Consider the following 19,865-nt stretch of genomic DNA (forward strand, 5'->3'; position numbering starts at 1 on the left):
GCGCCTGGTCTCCGACCCGTGCACGGGGTGGGTGCCCTCGGCCGGGAACAGGCGTGACAGGTGCCCCGGCGAGCGCCCTGCAACAAGCACGTTACCCAGTGCTCCACATTTCTGTGAAACCCCTCCTGACCTGCGTTTTTGTTAGGATTTCCAAGTACTTTCCACTTGGGCTTCCCACTACTTCGCACGTCTCGGGAGCAGTCGCTGGTCACAGCACTGGTCACAGCCTGGCAGGGGGCCGGAACACCGGCACGTTATCCCGGTCACCCCGGGGACGGGAAGGGCTCGACTGGCGCAAACGGAAAGATCGTGTGTGAGACTGACTCCGTGCGCGAAGAAGGAAAAATCACCGTATTTCTCCTCGACGACCACGAAGTAGTCCGCCGGGGAGTCCATGAGCTGCTTGCGCTGGAGGACGACATCGAGGTCGTCGGCGAAGCCGGCACGGCGGCCGACGCGCTGGCGCGAATTCCGGCCACGCGTCCCGACGTCGCCGTCCTGGACGTACGGCTGCCGGACGGCAGCGGGGTCGAGGTCTGCCGCGAGATCCGCTCCGAGGACGAGTCGATCAAATGCCTCATGCTGACCTCCTACGCCGACGACGAGGCCCTCTTCGAGGCGATCATGGCGGGCGCCTCGGGCTACGCGCTGAAAGCGATCCGCGGCGACGAGCTGCTCGGGGCGATCCGTGACATCGCGGCCGGCAAGTCCCTGCTCGACCCGGAGGCCACCGCCCGCGTCCTGGAGCGGCTGCGCGACGGAGGCAGTCCCAAGGGCGACGCCAGGCTCGCCGGACTCACCGACCAGGAGCGCAGGATCCTCGACCTGATCGGCGAGGGGCTCACCAATCGCGTGATCGGCGAGCGGCTGCGTCTCGCCGAGAAGACGATCAAGAACTACGTCTCCAGCCTGCTGGCCAAACTCGGCATGGAGCGGCGTGCGCAGGCGGCCGCGTACGTGGCCCGGATACAGGCGGAGAAGCAGCAGTGAGACGAAGGGACGCGCCTGAGCGCGATGAAGTACGGGCCTACGCGCGCGTACGACACGGTGTGCGAGGCGTTCGCGGGGTGAACGCCTACGCGCGCGTGGAACCCGATTCACGAGGGGCGGATCCACGCGAGGCGGATCCACGAGGGCGGACGGATCAGCCGTCGGTGTCGGGCTCCCCGCTCCCGCCCCCATTGTCGTCCGGCGGTTCCTCCGAAGTCTCGGGCGGAGGCGGCTCCTCCTCCGTCGACTGCGACACGGTGGGCCCCCCGGTCGAGGGGTTGCTCGAGGGCACGCTCTTCGTGGGGGACGGCGAGTAGGTCGGCGACGGTTTGTACGACGGGGTGTAGTCCGGGTTGCCGCCCGTGTCCGTCTCCTGGTCCGTCTCCTCGTCGGTCTGCTCTTCCGTCGCGCTCTTGCTCGGGGGGGTCTCCTTCTTGGACTGCGTGGCGGTCGGCGAGGTCTTCGTACCGCCCCCGCCTCCGCCGCCCCCGGTGCCGTTCACCGCGAGCGCCACTCCCGTCGCGATCGCGACCACCGCGAGGACCGCGAGAATCCACATCTTGCCGCGGCCGCTGCCCTTGTTGCCGTGGCCCTCGAAGCCGCCGTCGTCGCCGCCTCCGCCGTGGCCCGGGGGCAGGATCGGTGACGGGATCTGGGTGGTGCCCGAGTCGCCGGGGTGCGGCAGCCCGGCCGCGCCCAGGCCCATCGCCGGAGTGTTCAGGCCCTCGTGCGCCGTGACGGGGCCGGTGTTCCAGGTGCCGGTGTGGCTGCCCTGGTCGTACAGCATCTGCAGCCCGTACTGGACGAGTCCGCGCATCTCCTCCGCGGTCTGGAACCGGTCGTCCGGCTCCTTCGCGAGCGAGCGCATGACCAGACCGTCGAGCTCCGGCGGCGTCGTGTTCGAGACCTGGGACGGCGGGACGGGGATGTCCTGGACGTGCTGGTAGACCACCGAAAGCGGGGTCTCACCGGTGAACGGGGGCCGCAGCGCGAGAAGTTCGTACAGCAGACAGCCTGTCGCGTACAGGTCGCTGCGGTGGTCGACCGCCTTGCCGAGCGCCTGCTCCGGCGAGAGGTACTGGGGCGTGCCCATGACCATGCCGGTCTGCGTCATCGTGGACTGGACACCGTGCAGGGCGCGCGCGATGCCGAAGTCCATCACCTTGACCGCACCGGCCTCGGTGATGATCACGTTCGCGGGCTTGATGTCCCTGTGAACGATGCCGTGCTGGTGTGAATAAGCGAGCGCCTCCAGCACACCGGAGACGATGATGAGCGCCTGCTCGGGCCCAGGGGCCTCGGCGTTGAGGAGGAGCTCGCGGATCGTGTGGCCCTCGACGAGCTCCATCACGATGTACGGGACGACCTGGTGGGCGAGAACGTCCTCGCCCGAGTCGTAGACCGCCACCACCGCATGGTGGTTGAGGCCCGCGACCGACTGGGCCTCGCGTGTGAAGCGGGCCTTCGAGACGGGATCTTCCGCCAGGTCGGAGCGGAGCAGTTTGACCGCGACGGTACGTCCCAGGCGGACGTCCTCCGCCGCGAACACCTCGGCCATGCCGCCCCGGCCGAGTCTGTGGGTCAGCCGATACCGACCGTCCCCGACCAATCCGCCGTTACCCCACAACTCCGGCGCATCTGACATACCGCCGCCAGTCGCCTCGGGGTCGGACGGGCCCTGAGCGCGCTGCTGCTGTGCCATCGGTCCTCGCCGTCGTTTCTGTCCACACCGGTCGACGTAGTACGCGCGGTGGTTGTTACGGTCTCCGTCGGGCCACGCTACAGCCTCCACGCCGAGCGCCGGTCCGGGATGGACCCGGTCGCCGAACCCGCGGACGGTCCACGGGTGCACATTCTGTGTACCGGTCGTACGGCACCTGTAACGCTTCCGCGACTCTTCATTCGCGTACGGTCACGGAACGGGCACCGAGCTTGACGTGTCAGTGACCTCCGGCAGACTTGGCCGGTAATAACCACAGAGGACACAGAGATCACCGGCCGCGGCAGCCACACCAGCAGCTTTCGCCCGCGTGACGGCGCACGGTCGATGGGGGACGCAGAAAGATGAGCCAGGACGGCGAACACGGCCGGTACGCGGGGCGTTCGGTCGCCGGCGGGCGCTACCAGCTGCGCGACTTGCTCGGCGAAGGCGGCATGGCTTCGGTACATCTCGCCTACGACTCGGTGCTCGACCGGCAGGTCGCGATCAAGACACTGCACACCGAGCTGGGACGGGAGCAGGCCTTCCGCGAGCGCTTCCGCCGCGAGGCCCAGTCGGTGGCCAAGCTCACGCACACGAACATCGTCTCGGTCTTCGACACCGGCGAGGACACGCTGCTCGACAGCGACTCCGGTGCGGGCCCCGGTGCGCCGACTCCGTACATCGTCATGGAGTACGTGGAGGGCCGCCCGCTCGGCTCGGTCCTCGACCAGGACATCACGCAGCACGGCGCCATGCCCGCCGACAAGGCCCTGAAGATCACCGCCGACGTGCTGGCCGCTCTGGAGATCAGCCACGAGATGGGCCTGGTCCACCGCGACATCAAGCCGGGCAACGTCATGATGACGAAGCGCGGCGTGGTCAAGGTGATGGACTTCGGCATCGCCCGCGCCATGCAGTCCGGTGTGACCTCGATGACCCAGACCGGCATGGTCGTCGGCACCCCGCAGTACCTCTCCCCCGAGCAGGCCCTCGGCCGCGGCGTCGACGCCCGCTCCGACCTGTACTCCGTCGGCATCATGCTGTTCCAACTGGTCACCGGGCGGCTGCCGTTCGAGGCGGACTCGCCGCTGGCCATCGCGTACGCGCACGTCCAGGAGACGCCCGTCCTGGCCTCCTCGGTCAACCGCTCGCTGCCGCCCGCGGTGGACGCGCTGATCACCCGCGCACTGAAGAAGAACCCGAACGAACGCTTTGTGAACGCCGAGTCGATGCGCGACGAGTGCCTGCGCGTGGCCCAGTCCTTCCAGGCCGCGCCCCCGAGCATCGTGCCCGGCGTGCAGACGTCGAGCGGAGCCGGTGTGGGCTCCGCGGTGTTCCCGCCAGTCGACCAGTCGGCACAGGCACCGCAGGGGAACGTGCAGACGCCGTACCAGCCCGGCCCCTACGGCCCGCCGACGCCGGCACATACGCCCGCGCACGCGCCCGCTCCGTCGTACGGCTACCCGCAGCAGGGCGGTTACCAGACACCGGCCCAGACCGCCGCGTACTCCCCGCAGCAGGGCCTGTCGGCCACGCCGCCGTACGTGATGTCCCCGCAGTCCCAGGCACCCTCCTCCGGCGGCGGCCGCAAGAGCAACATGCCGGTGATCGTGGGCTCGATCATTGTCGCGCTCGCCCTCGCCGGCGGGCTGATCGCCACTCTGCTGATGGGCGGCGGGGACGACGACAAGAAGAAAGCCGAGACCGCCGACAGTGCCCGCGCGTCGGCTTCCGAGGAGGTGTCCGGGCACAAGGGCCCTGACACCACGAAGAAGATCGAAGAGACCGTGTGCACGGAGCCCGACGAGTCGTACAACGACGCCGACAAAATCAAGGTCCCGGATTTCAAGTTCAAGAACATCGACTCCGTGAAGGCGTGCTTCCAGGCGGCCGGCTGGCAGTACGAGTCCAAGTCCGTGGACGAGAACGCCTACGGCGAGGGCACGGTCATGACCCAGATCCCCGAGGCGGACTCGGACGTCGACCCCAAGGACATGCCCAAGATCCAGCTCTACGTCTCGACGGGCGATCCCGCCTGATCGACGGACAGCCGCCTGATCAGCGGACAGGCGTCTGCTCAACAGGCAGCCGCCTGTCCGACGGACAGCAGAAAGGGGCCCGGCAGAAATTGCCGGGCCCCTTTCGTCGTCTGAGGCCTACAGGTGGTCCATGCGTGGCCCTACCGGTGGTCTACAGGTACGGACCGCCCGTGCGGCCGCCGGCCGCCCGCGGATCCACCTCTTCCTCGCCGCCGACACCCGGAGGCAGCGCCCGGCGCATCTGCTCCAACTGAGCCCTGGCCGCCATCTGCTGGGCGAACAGGGTGGTCTGGATCCCGTGGAAGAGACCCTCCAGCCAGCCGACCAACTGCGCCTGCGCGATCCGCAGTTCGGCATCGGAAGGGACACCGTCATCGGTGAACGGCAGGGAGAGCCGCTCCAGTTCCTCGACGAGATTGGGAGCCAGCCCGTCCTCCAGCTCCTTCACCGAGCTGGTGTGGATCTCCTTGAGCCGTACCCGGCTCGCCTCGTCCAGGGGTGCCGCACGCACCTCCTCGAGCAGCTGCTTGATCATGCTCCCGATGCGCATCACCTTGGCGGGCTGTTCCACCATCTCCGTCACCGGGACCTCACGGGAGTCGTCGTCTCCACCGCCGCCGAGAGCCATTCCGTCCTGGCCTACGACCAGGATCTGGGGGTTCTCCGGCGACCTTTCGTTCCTCGGCATCTCCATGCCGCCATTCTCTCGCACTCACACACGTCACCATCGTGGTGCCCCCTCCGGAGCGTGATCCACCCTGTACGGACCCGCGCCTCGCGTCAGGGAGGCGGTGCCGACGGAGGGGGACGACGGAGGTGGAGGCGCAGACGGAGGTGGAGACGGAGGTGGAGACGCGGACGGCGGCGAGGGCGGTCACGGGTGCGGTCACAGGGCCGGCGGCTCCGTGGCGGCCGCCTCCGCGAGCCGCAGCAGACGGGCCTCACAGTGGTCCAGCCAGCGGATCTCGGCCTCCGCGCGGAAGATCAGATGCTCCAGGACGAACAGCTGGGCCACCTCGTCACGGTGCGCGGGCCCCTCCGCGAGCGCCTGCGCCCTGAGCCGGGTGTACGTGTGCATGGCCTCCGACAGATACCGCCGCTGTGCCTCCACGATCGCCCGTACGTCGGCACCAGGCGCCCCGACCGCCATGGCCAGCTTGATCACCAGCTCGTCGCGCGGCAGGTTCGTGCGCTCCACGGGGCTGAGGAACCAGGACCGCAGCTCGGCCCGGCCGGCGTCCGTCAGCGCGTACAGCACGTGGCCCGCCTCGTCCGCGCCCTGCTGTACGACCAGGCCGTCCCGCTCCAGCCGGGCGAGGGTCGTGTAGACCTGGCCGATGTTCAGCGGCCAGGTCGAGCCGGTGCGCGCCTCGAACTCGGTGCGCAGCCGCGAACCGTAGCGGGGACCGCGCTCCAGGAGCGCCAGCAGACCATGGCGTATCGACATACCCGATCTGTACCCCGTGCACCTGGGTACGCCACGGCCGTCACTGACGGTGACAGGGCGTGGAGGACCGAGATGCCGGACCGGGCACCCCGTGTGAGGCTGAGGCTGTTGATCTTGGCTCCTCCATACCGGGAGGGGGTCACCGACGTGACTCCATGGCTTCGCACCCTCCGCGTGACCGGCCTGCTGCTGCTCCTGCTGGCAGGCCCCGCGTACTCGCCGTACGCCGCCGCGTACGAGCCTGTCCCCGCCCAGTCGCGCGCCGGCAGCCGGGCGGGAGAGGGGCGCGAGCGCCCGGGGCGGGAGGCGGCACCGACCGACGAGGACAGTCCCTCGGCTCACTCGGCCGGCTCATCGGCCGGCTCATCGGCCAGCCCGGAGGGCCAGGATGCCTCCGTCGCTCCCGAAGCCTCCCGGAGCCCCTCCACGCCGCCCACGCCGCCCGAAGCGCCCGCCCGCCCCGTCGACGCGCACGGGGCCGCAGACCGCCCCGTACGTGCTTCGGAACCCGTCCTCCTGGTGCTGCCCCTCGGCAGCGGCCTGGTCCTCATCGGTCTGGGCCTGGGTCTCGCGTTCCTCGCGCTGCGAGTACGGCGCAGCTGAGGCCCCTGTCTGCGGGAGCCCGGGGCCGCCACATGTGCGGCTCCGCCGCAGGGGCTCCGGCGGGGCTCCAGCCGGGCTCCAGCCGGGCTCCAGCGGGGGCTCTACGAGAGCGTGAGCAGCACCTTCCCGATGTTGCCGCTCTCCTCCAGCACCTGGTGCGCCGCGGCCGCCTCGCTCATGGGCAGCTCCCGGTCGACCACCGGACGCACATGGCCTCCGGCGACCAACGGCCAGACGTGCTCGCGTACGGCCGCGACGATCGACGCCTTCTCACCGGCCGGGCGGGCCCGCAGCGAGGTCGCGGTGACAGCACCGCGCTTGCCCAGGAGCGTGGCGATGTTCAGCTCGCCCTTGACGCCGCCCTGCATGCCGATGATCGCGAGACGCCCGTTGGCGGCGAGGGCCTGGACGTTGCGGTCGAGGTACTTGGCGCCCATGTTGTCGAGGATGACGTCGGCGCCCGCCCCGCCGGTGGCGGCCTTGATCTCCTCGACGAAGTCCTGCTCGCGGTAGTTGATGAGCACGTCCGCGCCGAGTTCGGCACAGAAGTCCAGTTTCGCCCTGCTGCCCGCGGTGACGGCGATCTTCGCGCCGACGGCCTTGGCCAGCTGGATGGCCATGGTGCCGATCCCGCTCGCTCCGCCGTGCACCAGAAGGGTCTCGCCGGGGCGAAGGTGGGCGATCATGAAGACGTTGGACCAGACCGTGCAGGCCACCTCGGGCAGCGCGGCCGCCTTGTCGAGGTCGACGCCCTCGGGCACGGGCAGCAGCTGCCCGGCCGGGACGACCACCTTCTCGGCGTAACCGCCGCCCGAGAGCAGCGCGCACACCTCGTCTCCGACGGCCCACCCCGAGGTACCGGTTCCGAGCGCGGCGATCCGTCCGGAACATTCGAGGCCGGGGTACGGGGACGCGCCGGGCGGTGGGTCGTAGAAGCCCTGCCGCTGGAGCAGATCGGCACGGTTCACCGCGCTCGCCACCACCTCGACCAGCACTTCGCCCTCGCCGGGCACCGGGTCAGGGACCTCGTCCCATACCAGCGCCTCGGGCCCACCAGGTTCAGGAATCGTGATCGCTCGCATGCGGGCGAGGCTACTCCCGACGGCCGCCCCCGCGGAGATTCAGTCCTGCGGCAGCGGTTTCATGTCCGGTGCGATCTGGCTGTGCGGGCTGACCCGCACGATGGTGATCAGGCGGTCCGTCAACTGCACCTTCCCGATGGCCGGGTCGTCGTAGCCGAGCACCCGATGCCCTCGTACGACGCTCACCACCAGGTCCTCGATCTCGCGGACACCCTTGCCGACCTCGGCCTTTATGACGGGCCGCTCGGTCATGTCGAGTCCACTGCCCTGCTGGATGAGGTCCTCCATGACCATGCCCGCGCTGGGGCTGAGCACGGAGAGCCCGAGAAGCCGGCCGGCCGCACTCGCGCTGGTGATGACCGCGTCGGCGCCGGACTGCTTCAACAGGGGTGCGTTCTCCTCCTCACGCACGGCGGCCACGATCTTCGCCTTGCGGTTGAGCTGCCGGGCCGTCAGCGTGACGAGCACGGCGGTGTCGTCGCGCTGCGTCGCGATGATGATCTGCCGGGCGCGTTGCACCTCGGCCCGCAGCAGTACGTCACTGCGCGTGGCGTCGCCGACCACACCCGCGTAACCGTCCGCCGTCGCCGCCTCGATCACCTTGGAACTGGGATCGACGACCACGACCTGCTCCTTCTTCAGTCCCGTCGCGCACACGGTCTGAATCGCCGAGCGGCCCTTCGTGCCGAACCCGATGACAACGGTGTGCTCCCTCAAAGCGGTCCTCCAGCGGTTCAGTCGCCACTCCTCCCGGGTGCGTTCGGTGAGGACTTCGAGAGTGGTGCCGACCAGGATGATCAGGAAGAGCACGCGCAGCGGCGTGATCAAGAAGATGTTGGTGAAGCGGGCGCCGTCACTGACCGGGGTGATGTCGCCGTATCCGGTGGTGGAGAGGGTGACGGTCGCATAGTAGAAGGCGTCGAGCAGATCGACCGGGCCGTCGGAGTTGTCGGTGTAGCCATCCCGGTCGAAATAGACGATGAAGGCCGTGCCGACCAGCACCAGCAGCGCCATGACGACCCGTTTGGTGACCTGGCGCAGGGGACGTTCCACCCGTTGGCGAGGCAGCGACACCCGATGGGTGACCAGACGTTCGTCCGCCTGGCGGGCGATCGCGTCGTGGCCGGGAAGTTTCACGTGAAACACACCTCGATCCCAGCCATGGCCCAGGGCAGGTCGAAGATCTCCAGTTCCTGACCTGGCCGTGCGCCACCGGGCGGGACGACGGCGAGCGCGTCAGCCACGGCGATGCCCCGCAGCATGGCCGGTCCGTTGTAGTGCAGCGGCACGGCCCGGTCCCCGCGCAGGACGACAGGAATCAGCCGCGTGTCGTGCGGGTGACCGTGCACGGTGTCCTTGAGAGGCAGCGTGTACGGCTCCGGGGCCGTACGTCCCGCGAGGGTGCGCAGCAGCGGCTCGGCGAGCGTGAGGAGGCCGGAGACGGCGGCGAGCGGATTGCCCGGCAGCCCGACGAGATGCTGGTTCTCCCTGAGCCGCGCCAGGAGCATCGGATGACCGGGGCGCACCTTGACGCCGTCCACCAGGAGTTCGGCGCCGATGCGGCGCAGGACGGGGTGGACGTGGTCGACGGGACCGGCGGCGGTGCCACCGGTCGTGACGACGAGGTCGGCGTCGGAGTTCTTGAGGGCCTCGCTCAGGGCTTCGGCGTCGTCGCCAAGCCTGCGCACCGCGATGACCTCCGCGCCGAGCGCGCGCAGCCAGGGCGGCAGCATCGGGCCGAGCGCGTCCCGGATCAACCCGTCGTGGGGCAGCCCCCCGGTGAGCAGTTCGTCCCCGAGGACCAGGACTTCCGCGCGTGGCCGGGGAAGGGCGGAGACGGTGTCGTATCCGGCGGCGGCGGCAAGCCCGAGTACGGCCGGGGTGACCAGCGTGCCGAACGGCAGCAGGGGGGCGCCGGAGCGGCACTCCTGGCCGCGGGGGCGGATGTCCTGCCCCTGCGAGACGTCCCGGGTGGCGTACAGCCTGCCCTTCTCGTCACTGCGGCCGTGTTCGCTGCGGAGCACGGCGGAGGCGTCCTGCGGGATCCGCGCGCCGGTGGCGATGGGGACCGCCTCGCCGTCGATGAGCGGCTCCGGGCTGTCGTGACCCGCGAGCGCACCCTCGGCCCGCACGTCCCACGGGCCGGGTCCGGCGACCGCCCAGCCGTCCATCGCGGACGTGTCGAAGGCCGGCAGGTCCGTGAGAGCGGTGAGCGGGGCGGCGAGGACGAGACCCAGCGCGGCGTCCAGAGTGACGGAGACGGGGGTGTCCGGACGGCGGGGGGCTCGCCCGGCGATGGCGCGGGCCCGCTGCCAGGGCATGGCGGCGTGGTGCTCGGTGGTGTGCTGCTCGGCGGTTCGGCGCTGGTCGGTGTCCTTGTCCTTCCGGCTGCCGTCCTGCGGGGCCGGGGCGGGGCGGGGAGCTCCGGTGGTTGCGGAGTCGTCAGGCACCTGGGCACCGCCTTCCTTGACCAGGGCGAGGGCCTCTTCGACATCGAAGTCGACCTCCTCGTACTGCCCCGAGGCGGTCATCCGGCGTCCGGGGTCGCAGGCGCGTCGGCGCCGGAACCGGCCTCCGCCGCCCAGCGCAACGCCAGTGCCGTCGCCTTGCGGGTGGCCTCCGCGACCGCTTCGGGGCCTCCCTCGGCCCGGCCCGCCGCGTAGCCGACGAGGAACGTCGTCAGCGGTGCGGCCGGACGGGCCACGCCATGGGCGGCGTCGCGGGCGAGGTCGAGCAGGACGCTGATGTCGACGTCCAGGTCGATGCCCAGTTCGTCCTTGACTGCGGTGATCCATTCATCCAACACGTGCCCATGCTCCCTGATACGTGCCCGGGCGGCGGCGATGTCGTCCCAGGTGTCGCAGTCGAAGGACGCGACGGGGTCGGTGATACGGGTCAGTTCGAGTGCGCCGGTGAGACGTCGCAGCGGCAGCCCGGCCAGTCCGCCGTGCTCGGCGCGCAGGGCCGCCAGCTCGCGTCGTAGCGCCGAACCGCGGTACGCGGCCACGAGGGGCTGGTCGCGGCCGCTCGGGTCGGTGAGCAGCGCGCCCTCACCGCCCGCCTCCTGAAGAGCTGTCAGCAGCCTGTGTACCGTCTCCTCGTCCAGGAACGGCAGGTCGGCGGAGAGCACCACGACGTATTCGGCGGTGGTGTGCCGCAGGCCGGCGTCCAGCGCGGCGAGCGGGCCCCCGCCGGGAGGGTCCTCGCGCGCCCACTCGACGGGGTGTGCCGTGGGCCGGGGCTCCGCGACGACCACGGTGGTGGCCGCGCCGGAGCAGGCGGCCAGGACTCGGTCGAGCAGCGCGCGTCCGCCGACGCGTACACCCGGTTTGTCCGCACCGCCGAGACGGCGGGCGGCGCCCCCGGCGAGCACGACGGCGTCATGGCCGTCCCTGCCGGGCACGCCGGAGGAACCGAGTGCGTCGGAGGAACCGGGTGCGCTGGGAGGCTCGAACGCGGTCACCCCCCGAGTATGAGTCTCCGGTGGATCATTTCCACCCCCGCGCACAGCATGTGGACGGGGGTGGCGACGGGACCGTACGGGCCCAGAGGGACGCAGGGAGGACGCAGGAGGTCACAGAGTCCGCAGCAGCACCGCAGGGTGTTCGACGCAGTCCGCCACATATCGCAGGAAACCGCCCGCCGTTCCGCCGTCGCACACCCGGTGGTCGAAGGTGAGTGAGAGCTGTACGACCTGCCGCACCGCCAGCTCGCCCTCGTGCACCCAGGGTTTGGGGACGATCCGGCCGACGCCGAGCATGGCCGCCTCGGGGTGGTTGATGATCGGTGTGGAGCCGTCCACCCCGAACACCCCGTAGTTGTTCAGCGTGAAGGTCCCGCCGGTGAGGTCCGCCGGTGTGAGCGTCCCGGTCCGGGCCGCCTCGGTGAGCCGGGCGAACTCCGCGCTCAGCGACTCCGTGTCCCGCGTGTGGGCGCCCTTCACCACCGGCACCACCAGTCCGCGCTCGGTCTGCGCGGCGAACCCGAGGTGCACCTCGTCGAGCCGTACGACCTCGCGGGCGTCCATGTCGACCGTCGAGTTGAGGTCGGGGAACCGGGCCAGCGCGGCGGTGCAGATCCGGGCGAGGAGCGCGAGGAGGGAGATCTTCGGCCCGCCGGCCTCGTTCATCCGCACCCGCGCGTGCATCAGTTCCGTCGCGTCGGCGTCCACCCAGCAGGTCGCGTCGGGGATCTCGCGCCGGCTCCGGGAGAGTTTGTCGGCGACGGCACCGCGGACGCCCTTGAGGGGGACACGGGTGCCCGACGCGCGCGAGGGTGCCACGGTCGCCGGAGCGGTCGCTGCCGCCGGGCTCGGAGACGGCCGCGCGACGGCCGGGGTGGACGTACCGGATGCGGCGGACGTACCGGCCCGCACGGCGTGTTCCACGTCCGTGCGCGTGATCAGGCCGTCGGGTCCCGAACCCGCCAGCTCCCGCAGGTCGAGCCCGTTCTCCCGGGCCAGCCGGCGTACGAGTGGGGAGATCACCGGCACGGGGCCGTCGATCCGGCGCCCGGAATCGGCACCGGCCTCGTCCACGAGCGGGCGCTCTCCCCTTGCGGGACGCCGGGCGGTGGTGGCGGAACCCGCGGACGGCCGTACCCTCCGGCGTCGTGCCGCGGGCGCCTGGGTGCCGTAGCCCACGAGCACGTTCCCGGAGCCCTCGTCCCCGCCGCCGGAGGCCGGGGAGTCGAAGGCCGGGGAGTCGAAAGCCGGCGACCCGGACGCCGGTGCCCCCACCGCGACCGTGAGGAGCGGGGAACCCACGGGCAGTTCGGAGCCCTCGTCGCCGAAGCGGGCCGTGACCACGCCGCCGTACGGGCAGGGGACCTCGACCATCGCCTTGGCCGTCTCGACCTCGACCACGGGCTGGTCGACGGCGACGACGTCACCGACCTGGACGAGCCAGCGGACGATCTCGGCCTCGGTGAGCCCCTCCCCGAGGTCGGGCAGCTTGAATTCGCGACTGAACATGTCGGAGGTGCGGGTCATCAGCTCTGCGCCTCCCACTGCAGCCGCGCCACCGCGTCGAGGATCCGGTCGACGCCTGGCAGGTGGTGCCGTTCCAGCATCGGCGGCGGATAGGGGATGTCGAAGCCGGCCACGCGCAGCACCGGCGCCTCCAGGTGGTGGAAGCACCGCTCGGTCACGCGCGCGGCGATCTCCCCGCCGGGCCCGCCGAAGCCGCCCGACTCGTGCACCACGACGGCCCGGCCGGTGCGCCGCACGGACGCGGCGACCGTCTCGTCGTCGAAGGGCACCAGAGAGCGCAGGTCGACGACTTCGAGGTCCCAGCCCTCGGCCCGGGCCGCGTCCGCGGCCTCCAGGCAGACGGGCACGGACGGCCCGTACGTGATGAGCGTGGCGCTGCGGCCCGGACGGCGGACCACCGCACGGCCGATCGGCTCCACGGCCTGCGGCTCGTCGGGGTTCCAGGAGTCCTTCGACCAGTACAGGCGCTTGGGTTCCAGGAAGACGACCGGGTCGTCGGAGGCGATGGCCGCGCGCAGCAGACCGTACGCGTCCGAGACCGTCGCGGGTGTGACGACGTGGAGCCCCGGAGTCGCCATGTAGTACGCCTCGGAGGAGTCGCTGTGGTGCTCGACGCCTCCGATGCCGCCGCCGTAGGGCACGCGCACGGTGAGGGGCAGCGGCATCGCCCCGCGGGTGCGGTTGCGCATCTTCGCCACGTGCGAGATCAGCTGCTCGAAGGCGGGGTACGCGAAGGCGTCGAACTGCATCTCCACGACCGGCCTGAGCCCGTACATGGCCATGCCGACCGCCGTACCGAGGATGCCCGCCTCGGCCAGCGGTGTGTCCGTGACCCGGTCCTCGCCGAACTCCTTCGCGAGCCCGTCGGTGACACGGAAGACGCCGCCGAGGGCGCCCACGTCCTCACCCATGACGTGGACGGCCGGGTCGTCGGCCATCGCGTCGCGCAGGGCGCGGCCCAGGGCCTGGGCCATGGTGGCCGGCTTCACCGCGACAGTGGTCATCGCGTGTTTCCTTCCGGCTCGTACCCGTCCCCGTACCCGCCCGCGTCTCCGTACCCGTCCCCGTCCTCGTGATGGCCCGCCTCGGCGACCAGCTCGGCCCGCAGCTGTGATTCCTGCTCCAGGAGCTGCGTCGTGGGGTGGGCGTAGACGTGCGCGAACAGGTCCATGGGGTCGAGCACCGGGTCCTGGTTCATGCGCTCACGCAGGTCCGCGGCCATCGCCTCGGCGTCCTCGCGCACGGCGCGCATGCCGTCCTCGTCGAGCAGTCCGCGCTCGGTGAGTTCATGCTCCAGGAGGGCGATCGGGTCGTGCGCGCGCCAGGCCTCGACCTCCGCGTCGTCGCGGTAGCGCTTGTCGTCGTCGGCGTTCGTATGGGCTTCCATGCGGTACGTCACCGCCTCCACGAGCGTCGGGCCGCCGCCCGCGCGCGCGTGGGCGATCGCCTCGCTGAGGACCTCGTGCACGGCGGCGGCGTCGTTCCCGTCGACCAGCCGGCCCGGTATTCCGTATCCGACGGCCTTGTGGGCCAGTGAGGGGGCGGCGGTCTGCTTGGCGAGCGGGACGGAGATCGCGAAGCCGTTGTTCTGGATCAGGAAGACCACCGGGGCCTGCCAGACGGCGGCGAAGTTCAGCGCCTCGTGGAAGTCGCCCTCGCTGGTGCCGCCGTCACCGACGAGTGCGAGCGCGACCACGTCGTCGCCCTTGAGGCGGGCGGCGTGCGCGAGGCCCACGGCGTGCGGAAGCTGGGTGGCGAGCGGCGTGCACAGAGGGGCGACGCGGTGCTCGTGCGGGTCGTAGCCGGTGTGCCGGTCGCCGCGCAGAAGGGTCAGCGCCTGGACGGGGTCGAGGCCCCGGGCGACGGCGCAGAGGGTGTCCCGGTAGCTGGGGAAGAGCCAGTCGCGCTCCTGGAGGACGAGTGCGGCGGCGACCTCACAGGCCTCCTGGCCGGTGGAGGAGGGGTAGACCGCGAGGCGGCCCTGCTTGGTGAGGGCGGTGGCCTGCGCGTTGTAACGGCGGCCGCGCACCAGTTCCGCGTACAGCCGGCGCAGCAGATCCGGGTCGACCCGTTCGGCCGCACGGGTGCCGAGGACGCGGTGGGGCAGTGCGTCGGGCAGCAGCGGCGCGGGGTCGGTGCGGGGCTGCCAGGCGGGCGGTGGCGTCGGGCGGTACGCGCCTCGCTGCTCCATGACCGTCATGTCGGCACCTCCTCGTCGTGGGAGTCGCTTCGAGAGGCGCGCCGTGAGTGACGCGCCTCACCTACCGATTGTTCGGTCGCCGACACATTTTGGCTACAGGCACCCGCAGGCTGTGGACAAACGGTTCTCCACAGCCTGAGATGGGTGCAGTACGTCCATGGTAGGGAGGCGGGGGGACATGGCACCTGAACAAATGGCTGAAGGGCCGGACCCGCGGTCGACCCTGCCGCCGCCGCGTCCGCTCGACTCCATCGATCAGGACATCCTGCGGATGCTCCAGGTGGACGGGCGCGCCTCGATACGGTCCGTGGCCGAGCGCGTCCATGTGTCCCGCGCCAACGCCTACGCGCGCATCAACCGACTGGTCGAGGACGGCGTCATCCGCGGCTTCGGCGCCCGGGTCGATCACGAGCGCGCGGGACACGGCACCTCGGCGTACATCACGCTCAAGATCGTGCAGAACACCTGGCGCACGGTGCGCGAGCAGCTCAGGATGCTGCCCGGGGCATCCCACATCGCCCTGGTGGGCGGCGATTTCGATGTCCTGCTCCTGGTGCACACGCCGGACAACAGAGCCCTGCGCGAACTGGTGCTCACCCGGCTCCAGGCCATCCCCGAGGTGCTCAGCACACGGACGCTGCTGGTGTTCGAGGAGGAGGACCTGGAGCCACAGGGGTGACCTGGGGACCGGCTGACGGGGAAGACCGACCGACCTGACCGACCTGGCGGCCGTTCGAGGCCCTATGGCCTATAGGGCCTCTGAGGCGCCTGGAACGGGCGCCTGGGGCCACGCTCAGCCCTCCGCCGGCGTCCCCTCCTGCCGGAGTCCCCCGAAGACCATCAGCACCACCGCGTCGGCGACCTCGCGCTCACCCATGCCCCGCCCGTCCGGGCGGTACCACTCGACTATCGAGTTGATCATCCCGAAGACCAGCCGGGTCGCGAGCCGCACCTCCACGTCGACGCGTACGTCCCCGTCGGCGGCCGCCGCCTTCAGGAGCGCGGCCACCTCGTGGTCGAAGTCCCGGCGCCGTTCCAGGGCCCAGCGCTCGGTGTCGGTGTTGCCGCGCACACGCAGCAGCAGGGTCACGTACGGCAGTTCGGCGGTGAGGACCTCGACCATGCGCCGGGTGACGTACTCCAGGCGCTCCACGGCACGCCCCACGCGCGCGTGCTCCTCGTCGAGGATCTCGAAGAGGCCGTCGAGCGCCCGGCTGACGGCCCGGCGCAGCAGCTCCTCCTTGCCCGTGACGTGGTGGTAGATCGACGACTTGGAGATGCCGGCCGCCTTGGAGAGGTGCTCCATGGAAGTGCCGTCGTAGCCGCGCTCGTTGAAGATCCGCACGGCCACGGACAGCAGTGTCTCCGGCGTGTAGGTGTCGCGCTTGGCGGTGGTCATGGGGTGCCCTCCCGCTTCTCGGAGGCGTACGCGTGGCGGTAGAGCGCGAGGGACGGCGCGTAACGTCCTGACGGATCGCGCAGGTGCAGGTCGTCCAGGACGTCGTAGGCCCAGCTCCTGCCGAGCCTGCGGCTCCATTCGAAGGGGCCCAGGGGGTAGTTGACGCCCTCGCGCATCGCCGTGTCGATGTCCTCCTCGGTGGCCACTCCCTTGGCGACGGCGTCGTGCGCCAGATCGACGATCCGGGCCACCGTGCGGGCGACGATCAGGCCGGGCACGTCCCCGATGACGCTGACGTCCTTGCCGAGGGCCTGGAAGAGCCCGGTGGCCTCGGCGAGGGTCTGCGTCTGGGTGTCCTGCGAGTGGGACAGGGCGATCCGGGTCGCCCTGCGGTAGTCGAGCGCGAGGTCGAAGTAGACGACGTCACGGAACTCGACGGCGGTCTGGCCGTCCGCGAGGGCCAGTTGGCCTCCGCTGGGCAGCACCAGGCGGGTGCCGTGGTCCTCCTCGTCCTCACGGACCTGGATGCCCGCCTCGCGGATCAGCGCGAGCAGTTCGGCGGCGGGGCCCAGATCGCCCTCGACGACGACGTACGCGGGCGGCTGGACCTTCTCCGCCGTGTGCGGCTCGGGCCGCTCGGCCTCTTCCCCGTGGTCGTACCAGCCGTGCCCGGTCTTGCGGCCGAGCCGGCCCGACTCGACGAGCCGCCGCTGGGCCAGCGAGGGCGTGAACCGCACGTCCTGGAAGAAGGCCTCCCACACGGAGCGCGTGACGGACTCGTTGACGTCCTGGCCGATGAGGTCGGTCAGTTCGAAGGCTCCCATCCGGAAGCCGCCCGACTCACGCAGGACCGCGTCGATCGTCGCGGGGTCGGCGCCCTGGGCCTCGTGGACCGCGAACGCCTCGGCGTAGAAGGGCCGCGCGATGCGGTTGACGATGAAGCCCGGGGTGTCGGCGCAGGCGACCGGGGTCTTCCCCCAGGCACGGGCCAGCTCGTACGCGCGCGTGGCCGACGTGACGTCGGTCGCGAACCCGGAGACCACCTCCACGAGGGGCAGCAGCGGGGCGGGGTTGAAGAAGTGCAGCCCGACGAAACGGCCGGGGTTGCGCAGGGCGCCGCCGATCGCGGTCACCGACAGGGAGGAGGTGTTGGTGGCGAGCAGGCAGTCGTCCGCGACGATGTCCTCCAGCTCGCGCAACAGCTGCTGTTTGACGTCCAGTCGCTCCAGCACGGCTTCGAGGACAAGACCCGAGTCGGCGAGGTCGGCGAGGCTCTCGGCGGGGTGCAGGCGGGCGCGTGCGGCATCGCGCTCGGCACCGGTGAGCCGGTCCTTCTCGACGAGCCGGTCGAGACGGGCGCCGATCGCTTCGGCCGCCGCCCGGGCTCGGCCGGGCGCGGTGTCGTACAGCCGCACGGGGTGGCCCGCGGCGAGAGCGACCTGGGCGATGCCCTGGCCCATGGTGCCGGTGCCGACGACCGCCACGGGGACGGCGAGGTCGAGTGCTGTCATGCTCGCGATCCTCCCGCACGGGGTTTTCCACAGGTTCGGCGGACCCCCTTGTCCCGACCGATCGTTCGGTTACTCTAACTCTGCCCGGCTGTTTCTGCCCAGGTCATGAGCACGACGAACAGTTCTGGAAACAACGAATTTCTTGAAACGAGGAGATGGTCCCGCATGGCCGCCGCCGCACTGACCGCGCACGAGCTCATCGCCAAGCACCGGCCGACCCTCGACCAGGCGCTGGAGGCGATGCGCACGCGCGCGTACTGGTCGCCGCATCCCGAACACCCCAAGGCGTACGGGGAGAACGGCAGCCTGGGCATGGCCGAGGGCAAGGCCGCCTTCGACGCCCTCCTGGGCACGCGCCTCGACCTGGGCCAGCCCGGCACCGACGACTGGGTGGGCGGCGAGGTCTCGCCGTACGGCATCGAGTTGGGCGTCACGTACCCGCACGCGGACGTCGACGCCCTGCTGCCCGCCATGCGCGCGGGACAGCGCGCGTGGCGCGACGCGGGCGCGGAGACGCGCGCGGTGGTGTGCATGGAGATCCTCAAGCGGATCAGCGACCGCACCCACGAGTTCGCGCACGCGGTCATGCACACCAGTGGCCAGGCCTTCATGATGGCGTTCCAGGCCGGCGGCCCGCACGCCCAGGACCGCGGTCTGGAGGCGGTGGCCTACGCGTACGTGGAGCAGGTCCGCACCCCCGACACGGCGGAGTGGACGAAGCCCCAGGGCAAGCGCGACCCGCTCGCGCTGACGAAGCAGTTCACGCCGGTACCGCGCGGCGTCGCGCTGCTGATCGGCTGCAACACCTTCCCCACGTGGAACGGCTATCCCGGCCTGTTCGCCTCGCTGGCCACGGGCAACGCCGTACTGGTGAAGCCCCACCCGCGCGCGGTGCTGCCGCTCGCGCTCACCGTCCAGGTGGCCCGCGAGGTGCTCACCGAGACGGGCTTCGACCCGAACCTGGTGGCGCTGGCCGCCGAGCGGCCCGGCGAGGGCATCGCCAAGACCCTGGCCACCCGCCCCGAGATCCGGATCATCGACTACACCGGCTCGACGGTGTTCGGCGACTGGCTGGAGACCAACGCCCGCCAGGCGCAGGTCTACACGGAGAAGGCCGGCGTCAACACGGTGATCGTGGAGTCGACCGACGACTACAAGGGAATGCTGTCGAACCTCGCCTTCTCCTTGTCCCTCTACAGCGGTCAGATGTGCACGACCCCGCAGAACCTGCTCGTCCCGCGCGCCGGCATCCGTACGGAGGAGGGCCCCAAGTCGTACGACGAGGTGGTCGCCGACCTCGCCGGGGCGGTCGACGGGCTCCTCGGGGACGACGCCCGGGCGAACGCCCTGCTGGGCGCGATCGTGACCCCGGACGTGAAGGCCCGCCTCGATGCCGCGGCCGGACTCGGCGAAGTCGCCCTCCCCTCACGGGAGATCGCCAACCCGGAGTTCCCCGACGCGGTGGTCCGTACCCCGGTGATCGTGAAGCTCGACGGCGGCAAGCCGGACGACCAGGCCGCCTACATGAGCGAGTGCTTCGGTCCGGTCTCGTTCGCCGTCGCGGTCGACTCGGCGGCCGAGGCCGTGGAGCTGCTGCGCCGGACCGTCCGCGAGAAGGGCGCGATGACCGTCGGCGCGTACACGACCTCGCAGGACGTCGAGGAAGCCGTGCGGGAGGCCTGCCTGGACGAGGCGGCCCAGCTCTCGCTGAACCTGACCGGCGGGGTGTACGTCAACCAGACGGCCGCCTTCTCCGACTTCCACGGGTCGGGCGGCAATCCCGCGGCCAACTCAGCGCTGTGCGACGGCGCGTTCGTCGCCAACCGGTTCCGGGTCGTGGAGGTCCGCCGAGACGCGTGAACTCCCTTTCGGGGACGTCGGGGACGTCGGGGAGCTGCGGGA

At 71.0% G+C, this 19,865-nt stretch carries 17 protein-coding genes; 5 read left to right on the top strand and 12 right to left on the bottom strand.

All coding sequences use genetic code 11. The features are described from left to right. Positions 1–327 precede the first annotated feature (327 nt). On the top strand, positions 328–990 hold the full coding sequence (locus tag AB0D14_RS09720; RefSeq protein ID WP_362776503.1) for a response regulator transcription factor: 663 nt from the start codon (positions 328–330) through the stop codon (positions 988–990). 154 nt (positions 991–1,144) lie between these two features. Here AB0D14_RS09720 and AB0D14_RS09725 read toward each other — a convergent pair whose 3' ends face one another. After that, a complete protein-coding gene (locus AB0D14_RS09725; RefSeq protein WP_362776504.1) occupies positions 1,145–2,692 on the bottom strand; it encodes a protein kinase in 1,548 nt (515 codons plus the stop codon). Positions 2,693–3,054: 362 nt separating this feature from the next. On the opposite strand from AB0D14_RS09725, the gene AB0D14_RS09730 reads away from it, so the two are divergent. Further along, positions 3,055–4,731 carry a protein kinase gene (locus tag AB0D14_RS09730; RefSeq protein ID WP_362776506.1) on the top strand — a complete coding sequence of 559 codons (1,677 nt, stop codon included), beginning with the start codon at positions 3,055–3,057 and terminating at the stop codon, positions 4,729–4,731. 151 nt (positions 4,732–4,882) lie between these two features. Here AB0D14_RS09730 and AB0D14_RS09735 read toward each other — a convergent pair whose 3' ends face one another. Both AB0D14_RS09735 and AB0D14_RS09740 read right to left on the bottom strand, forming a co-directional pair. Next, on the bottom strand, positions 4,883–5,425 hold the full coding sequence (locus tag AB0D14_RS09735; RefSeq protein ID WP_362776508.1) for a bacterial proteasome activator family protein: 543 nt from the start codon (positions 5,423–5,425) through the stop codon (positions 4,883–4,885). A gap of 192 nt (positions 5,426–5,617) precedes the next feature. Further along, the gene (locus tag AB0D14_RS09740; RefSeq protein ID WP_362776509.1) at positions 5,618–6,178 is read right to left on the bottom strand and encodes a PadR family transcriptional regulator; all 561 of its coding nucleotides are present in this window, start codon (positions 6,176–6,178) and stop codon (positions 5,618–5,620) included. A gap of 147 nt (positions 6,179–6,325) precedes the next feature. Between AB0D14_RS09740 and AB0D14_RS09745 the strand changes: the two genes are divergently transcribed. After that, positions 6,326–6,781, top strand: coding sequence for a hypothetical protein (locus AB0D14_RS09745; protein ID WP_362776511.1), 456 nt, complete (start codon positions 6,326–6,328; stop codon positions 6,779–6,781). Positions 6,782–6,882: 101 nt separating this feature from the next. On the opposite strand, the gene AB0D14_RS09750 is transcribed toward AB0D14_RS09745, so the two are convergent. The 7 genes from AB0D14_RS09750 to pdhA all read right to left on the bottom strand — a co-directional run bounded on the left by AB0D14_RS09750 (position 6,883) and on the right by pdhA (position 15,053). Then, a complete protein-coding gene (locus AB0D14_RS09750; protein ID WP_362776513.1) occupies positions 6,883–7,863 on the bottom strand; it encodes an NAD(P)H-quinone oxidoreductase in 981 nt (326 codons plus the stop codon). A gap of 39 nt (positions 7,864–7,902) precedes the next feature. Then, a complete protein-coding gene (locus AB0D14_RS09755; protein ID WP_362776515.1) occupies positions 7,903–9,009 on the bottom strand; it encodes a potassium channel family protein in 1,107 nt (368 codons plus the stop codon). After that, the gene (locus AB0D14_RS09760) at positions 8,997–10,394 is read right to left on the bottom strand and encodes a molybdopterin molybdotransferase MoeA (RefSeq protein WP_362776517.1); all 1,398 of its coding nucleotides are present in this window, start codon (positions 10,392–10,394) and stop codon (positions 8,997–8,999) included. Before AB0D14_RS09760 ends, AB0D14_RS09755 begins: the two co-directional genes overlap by 13 nt. Continuing rightward, positions 10,391–11,266, bottom strand: coding sequence for an NTP transferase domain-containing protein (locus AB0D14_RS09765; RefSeq protein WP_362776614.1), 876 nt, complete (start codon positions 11,264–11,266; stop codon positions 10,391–10,393). The genes AB0D14_RS09760 and AB0D14_RS09765 overlap by 4 nt, the downstream gene beginning before the upstream one ends. Positions 11,267–11,437: 171 nt before the next feature. Next, positions 11,438–12,853 carry a dihydrolipoamide acetyltransferase family protein gene (locus AB0D14_RS09770; protein ID WP_362776518.1) on the bottom strand — a complete coding sequence of 472 codons (1,416 nt, stop codon included), beginning with the start codon at positions 12,851–12,853 and terminating at the stop codon, positions 11,438–11,440. Continuing rightward, complete coding sequence (locus tag AB0D14_RS09775; RefSeq protein WP_362776520.1) at positions 12,853–13,857, bottom strand: alpha-ketoacid dehydrogenase subunit beta; 1,005 nt, start codon at positions 13,855–13,857, stop codon at positions 12,853–12,855. The genes AB0D14_RS09770 and AB0D14_RS09775 overlap by 1 nt, the downstream gene beginning before the upstream one ends. Beyond that, a complete protein-coding gene (pdhA, locus tag AB0D14_RS09780) occupies positions 13,854–15,053 on the bottom strand; it encodes a pyruvate dehydrogenase (acetyl-transferring) E1 component subunit alpha (RefSeq protein ID WP_362776522.1) in 1,200 nt (399 codons plus the stop codon). Before pdhA ends, AB0D14_RS09775 begins: the two co-directional genes overlap by 4 nt. 193 nt (positions 15,054–15,246) lie before the next feature. On the opposite strand from pdhA, the gene AB0D14_RS09785 reads away from it, so the two are divergent. Beyond that, a complete protein-coding gene (locus tag AB0D14_RS09785) occupies positions 15,247–15,732 on the top strand; it encodes an Lrp/AsnC family transcriptional regulator (protein WP_362776617.1) in 486 nt (161 codons plus the stop codon). Positions 15,733–15,846: 114 nt separating this feature from the next. On the opposite strand, the gene AB0D14_RS09790 is transcribed toward AB0D14_RS09785, so the two are convergent. Both AB0D14_RS09790 and AB0D14_RS09795 read right to left on the bottom strand, forming a co-directional pair. Continuing rightward, on the bottom strand, positions 15,847–16,452 hold the full coding sequence (locus tag AB0D14_RS09790; RefSeq protein WP_362776523.1) for a TetR/AcrR family transcriptional regulator: 606 nt from the start codon (positions 16,450–16,452) through the stop codon (positions 15,847–15,849). Beyond that, a complete protein-coding gene (locus AB0D14_RS09795) occupies positions 16,449–17,963 on the bottom strand; it encodes a 3-hydroxyacyl-CoA dehydrogenase (RefSeq protein WP_362776524.1) in 1,515 nt (504 codons plus the stop codon). The genes AB0D14_RS09790 and AB0D14_RS09795 overlap by 4 nt, the downstream gene beginning before the upstream one ends. A 165-nt stretch (positions 17,964–18,128) precedes the next feature. Here AB0D14_RS09795 and paaN point away from each other — a divergent pair, with 165 nt between their 5' ends. Next, positions 18,129–19,823, top strand: coding sequence for a phenylacetic acid degradation protein PaaN (gene paaN, locus AB0D14_RS09800; RefSeq protein WP_362776526.1), 1,695 nt, complete (start codon positions 18,129–18,131; stop codon positions 19,821–19,823). The last annotated feature ends 42 nt before the right edge of the window (positions 19,824–19,865 follow it).

It is taken from the genome of Streptomyces sp. NPDC048484, from assembly GCF_040651415.1.
GTDB lineage: Bacteria > Actinomycetota > Actinomycetes > Streptomycetales > Streptomycetaceae > Streptomyces.

Excerpts from the sequence above, each read along its gene's own strand:
- AB0D14_RS09785 (WP_362776617.1), top strand. The coding sequence starts at position 15,247 with ATGGCTGAAGGGCCGGACCCGCGGTCGACCCTGCCGCCGCCGCGTCCG.
- AB0D14_RS09795 (WP_362776524.1), bottom strand. The coding sequence starts at position 17,963 with ATGACAGCACTCGACCTCGCCGTCCCCGTGGCGGTCGTCGGCACCGGC.
- AB0D14_RS09770 (WP_362776518.1), bottom strand. The coding sequence starts at position 12,853 with ATGACCCGCACCTCCGACATGTTCAGTCGCGAATTCAAGCTGCCCGAC.
- AB0D14_RS09775 (WP_362776520.1), bottom strand. The coding sequence starts at position 13,857 with ATGACCACTGTCGCGGTGAAGCCGGCCACCATGGCCCAGGCCCTGGGC.
- AB0D14_RS09740 (WP_362776509.1), bottom strand. The coding sequence starts at position 6,178 with ATGTCGATACGCCATGGTCTGCTGGCGCTCCTGGAGCGCGGTCCCCGC.
- pdhA (WP_362776522.1), bottom strand. The coding sequence starts at position 15,053 with ATGACGGTCATGGAGCAGCGAGGCGCGTACCGCCCGACGCCACCGCCC.
- AB0D14_RS09760 (WP_362776517.1), bottom strand. The coding sequence starts at position 10,394 with ATGACCGCCTCGGGGCAGTACGAGGAGGTCGACTTCGATGTCGAAGAG.
- AB0D14_RS09725 (WP_362776504.1), bottom strand. The coding sequence starts at position 2,692 with ATGGCACAGCAGCAGCGCGCTCAGGGCCCGTCCGACCCCGAGGCGACT.
- paaN (WP_362776526.1), top strand. The coding sequence starts at position 18,129 with ATGGCCGCCGCCGCACTGACCGCGCACGAGCTCATCGCCAAGCACCGG.
- AB0D14_RS09735 (WP_362776508.1), bottom strand. The coding sequence starts at position 5,425 with ATGGAGATGCCGAGGAACGAAAGGTCGCCGGAGAACCCCCAGATCCTG.
- AB0D14_RS09750 (WP_362776513.1), bottom strand. The coding sequence starts at position 7,863 with ATGCGAGCGATCACGATTCCTGAACCTGGTGGGCCCGAGGCGCTGGTA.
- AB0D14_RS09730 (WP_362776506.1), top strand. The coding sequence starts at position 3,055 with ATGAGCCAGGACGGCGAACACGGCCGGTACGCGGGGCGTTCGGTCGCC.
- AB0D14_RS09790 (WP_362776523.1), bottom strand. The coding sequence starts at position 16,452 with ATGACCACCGCCAAGCGCGACACCTACACGCCGGAGACACTGCTGTCC.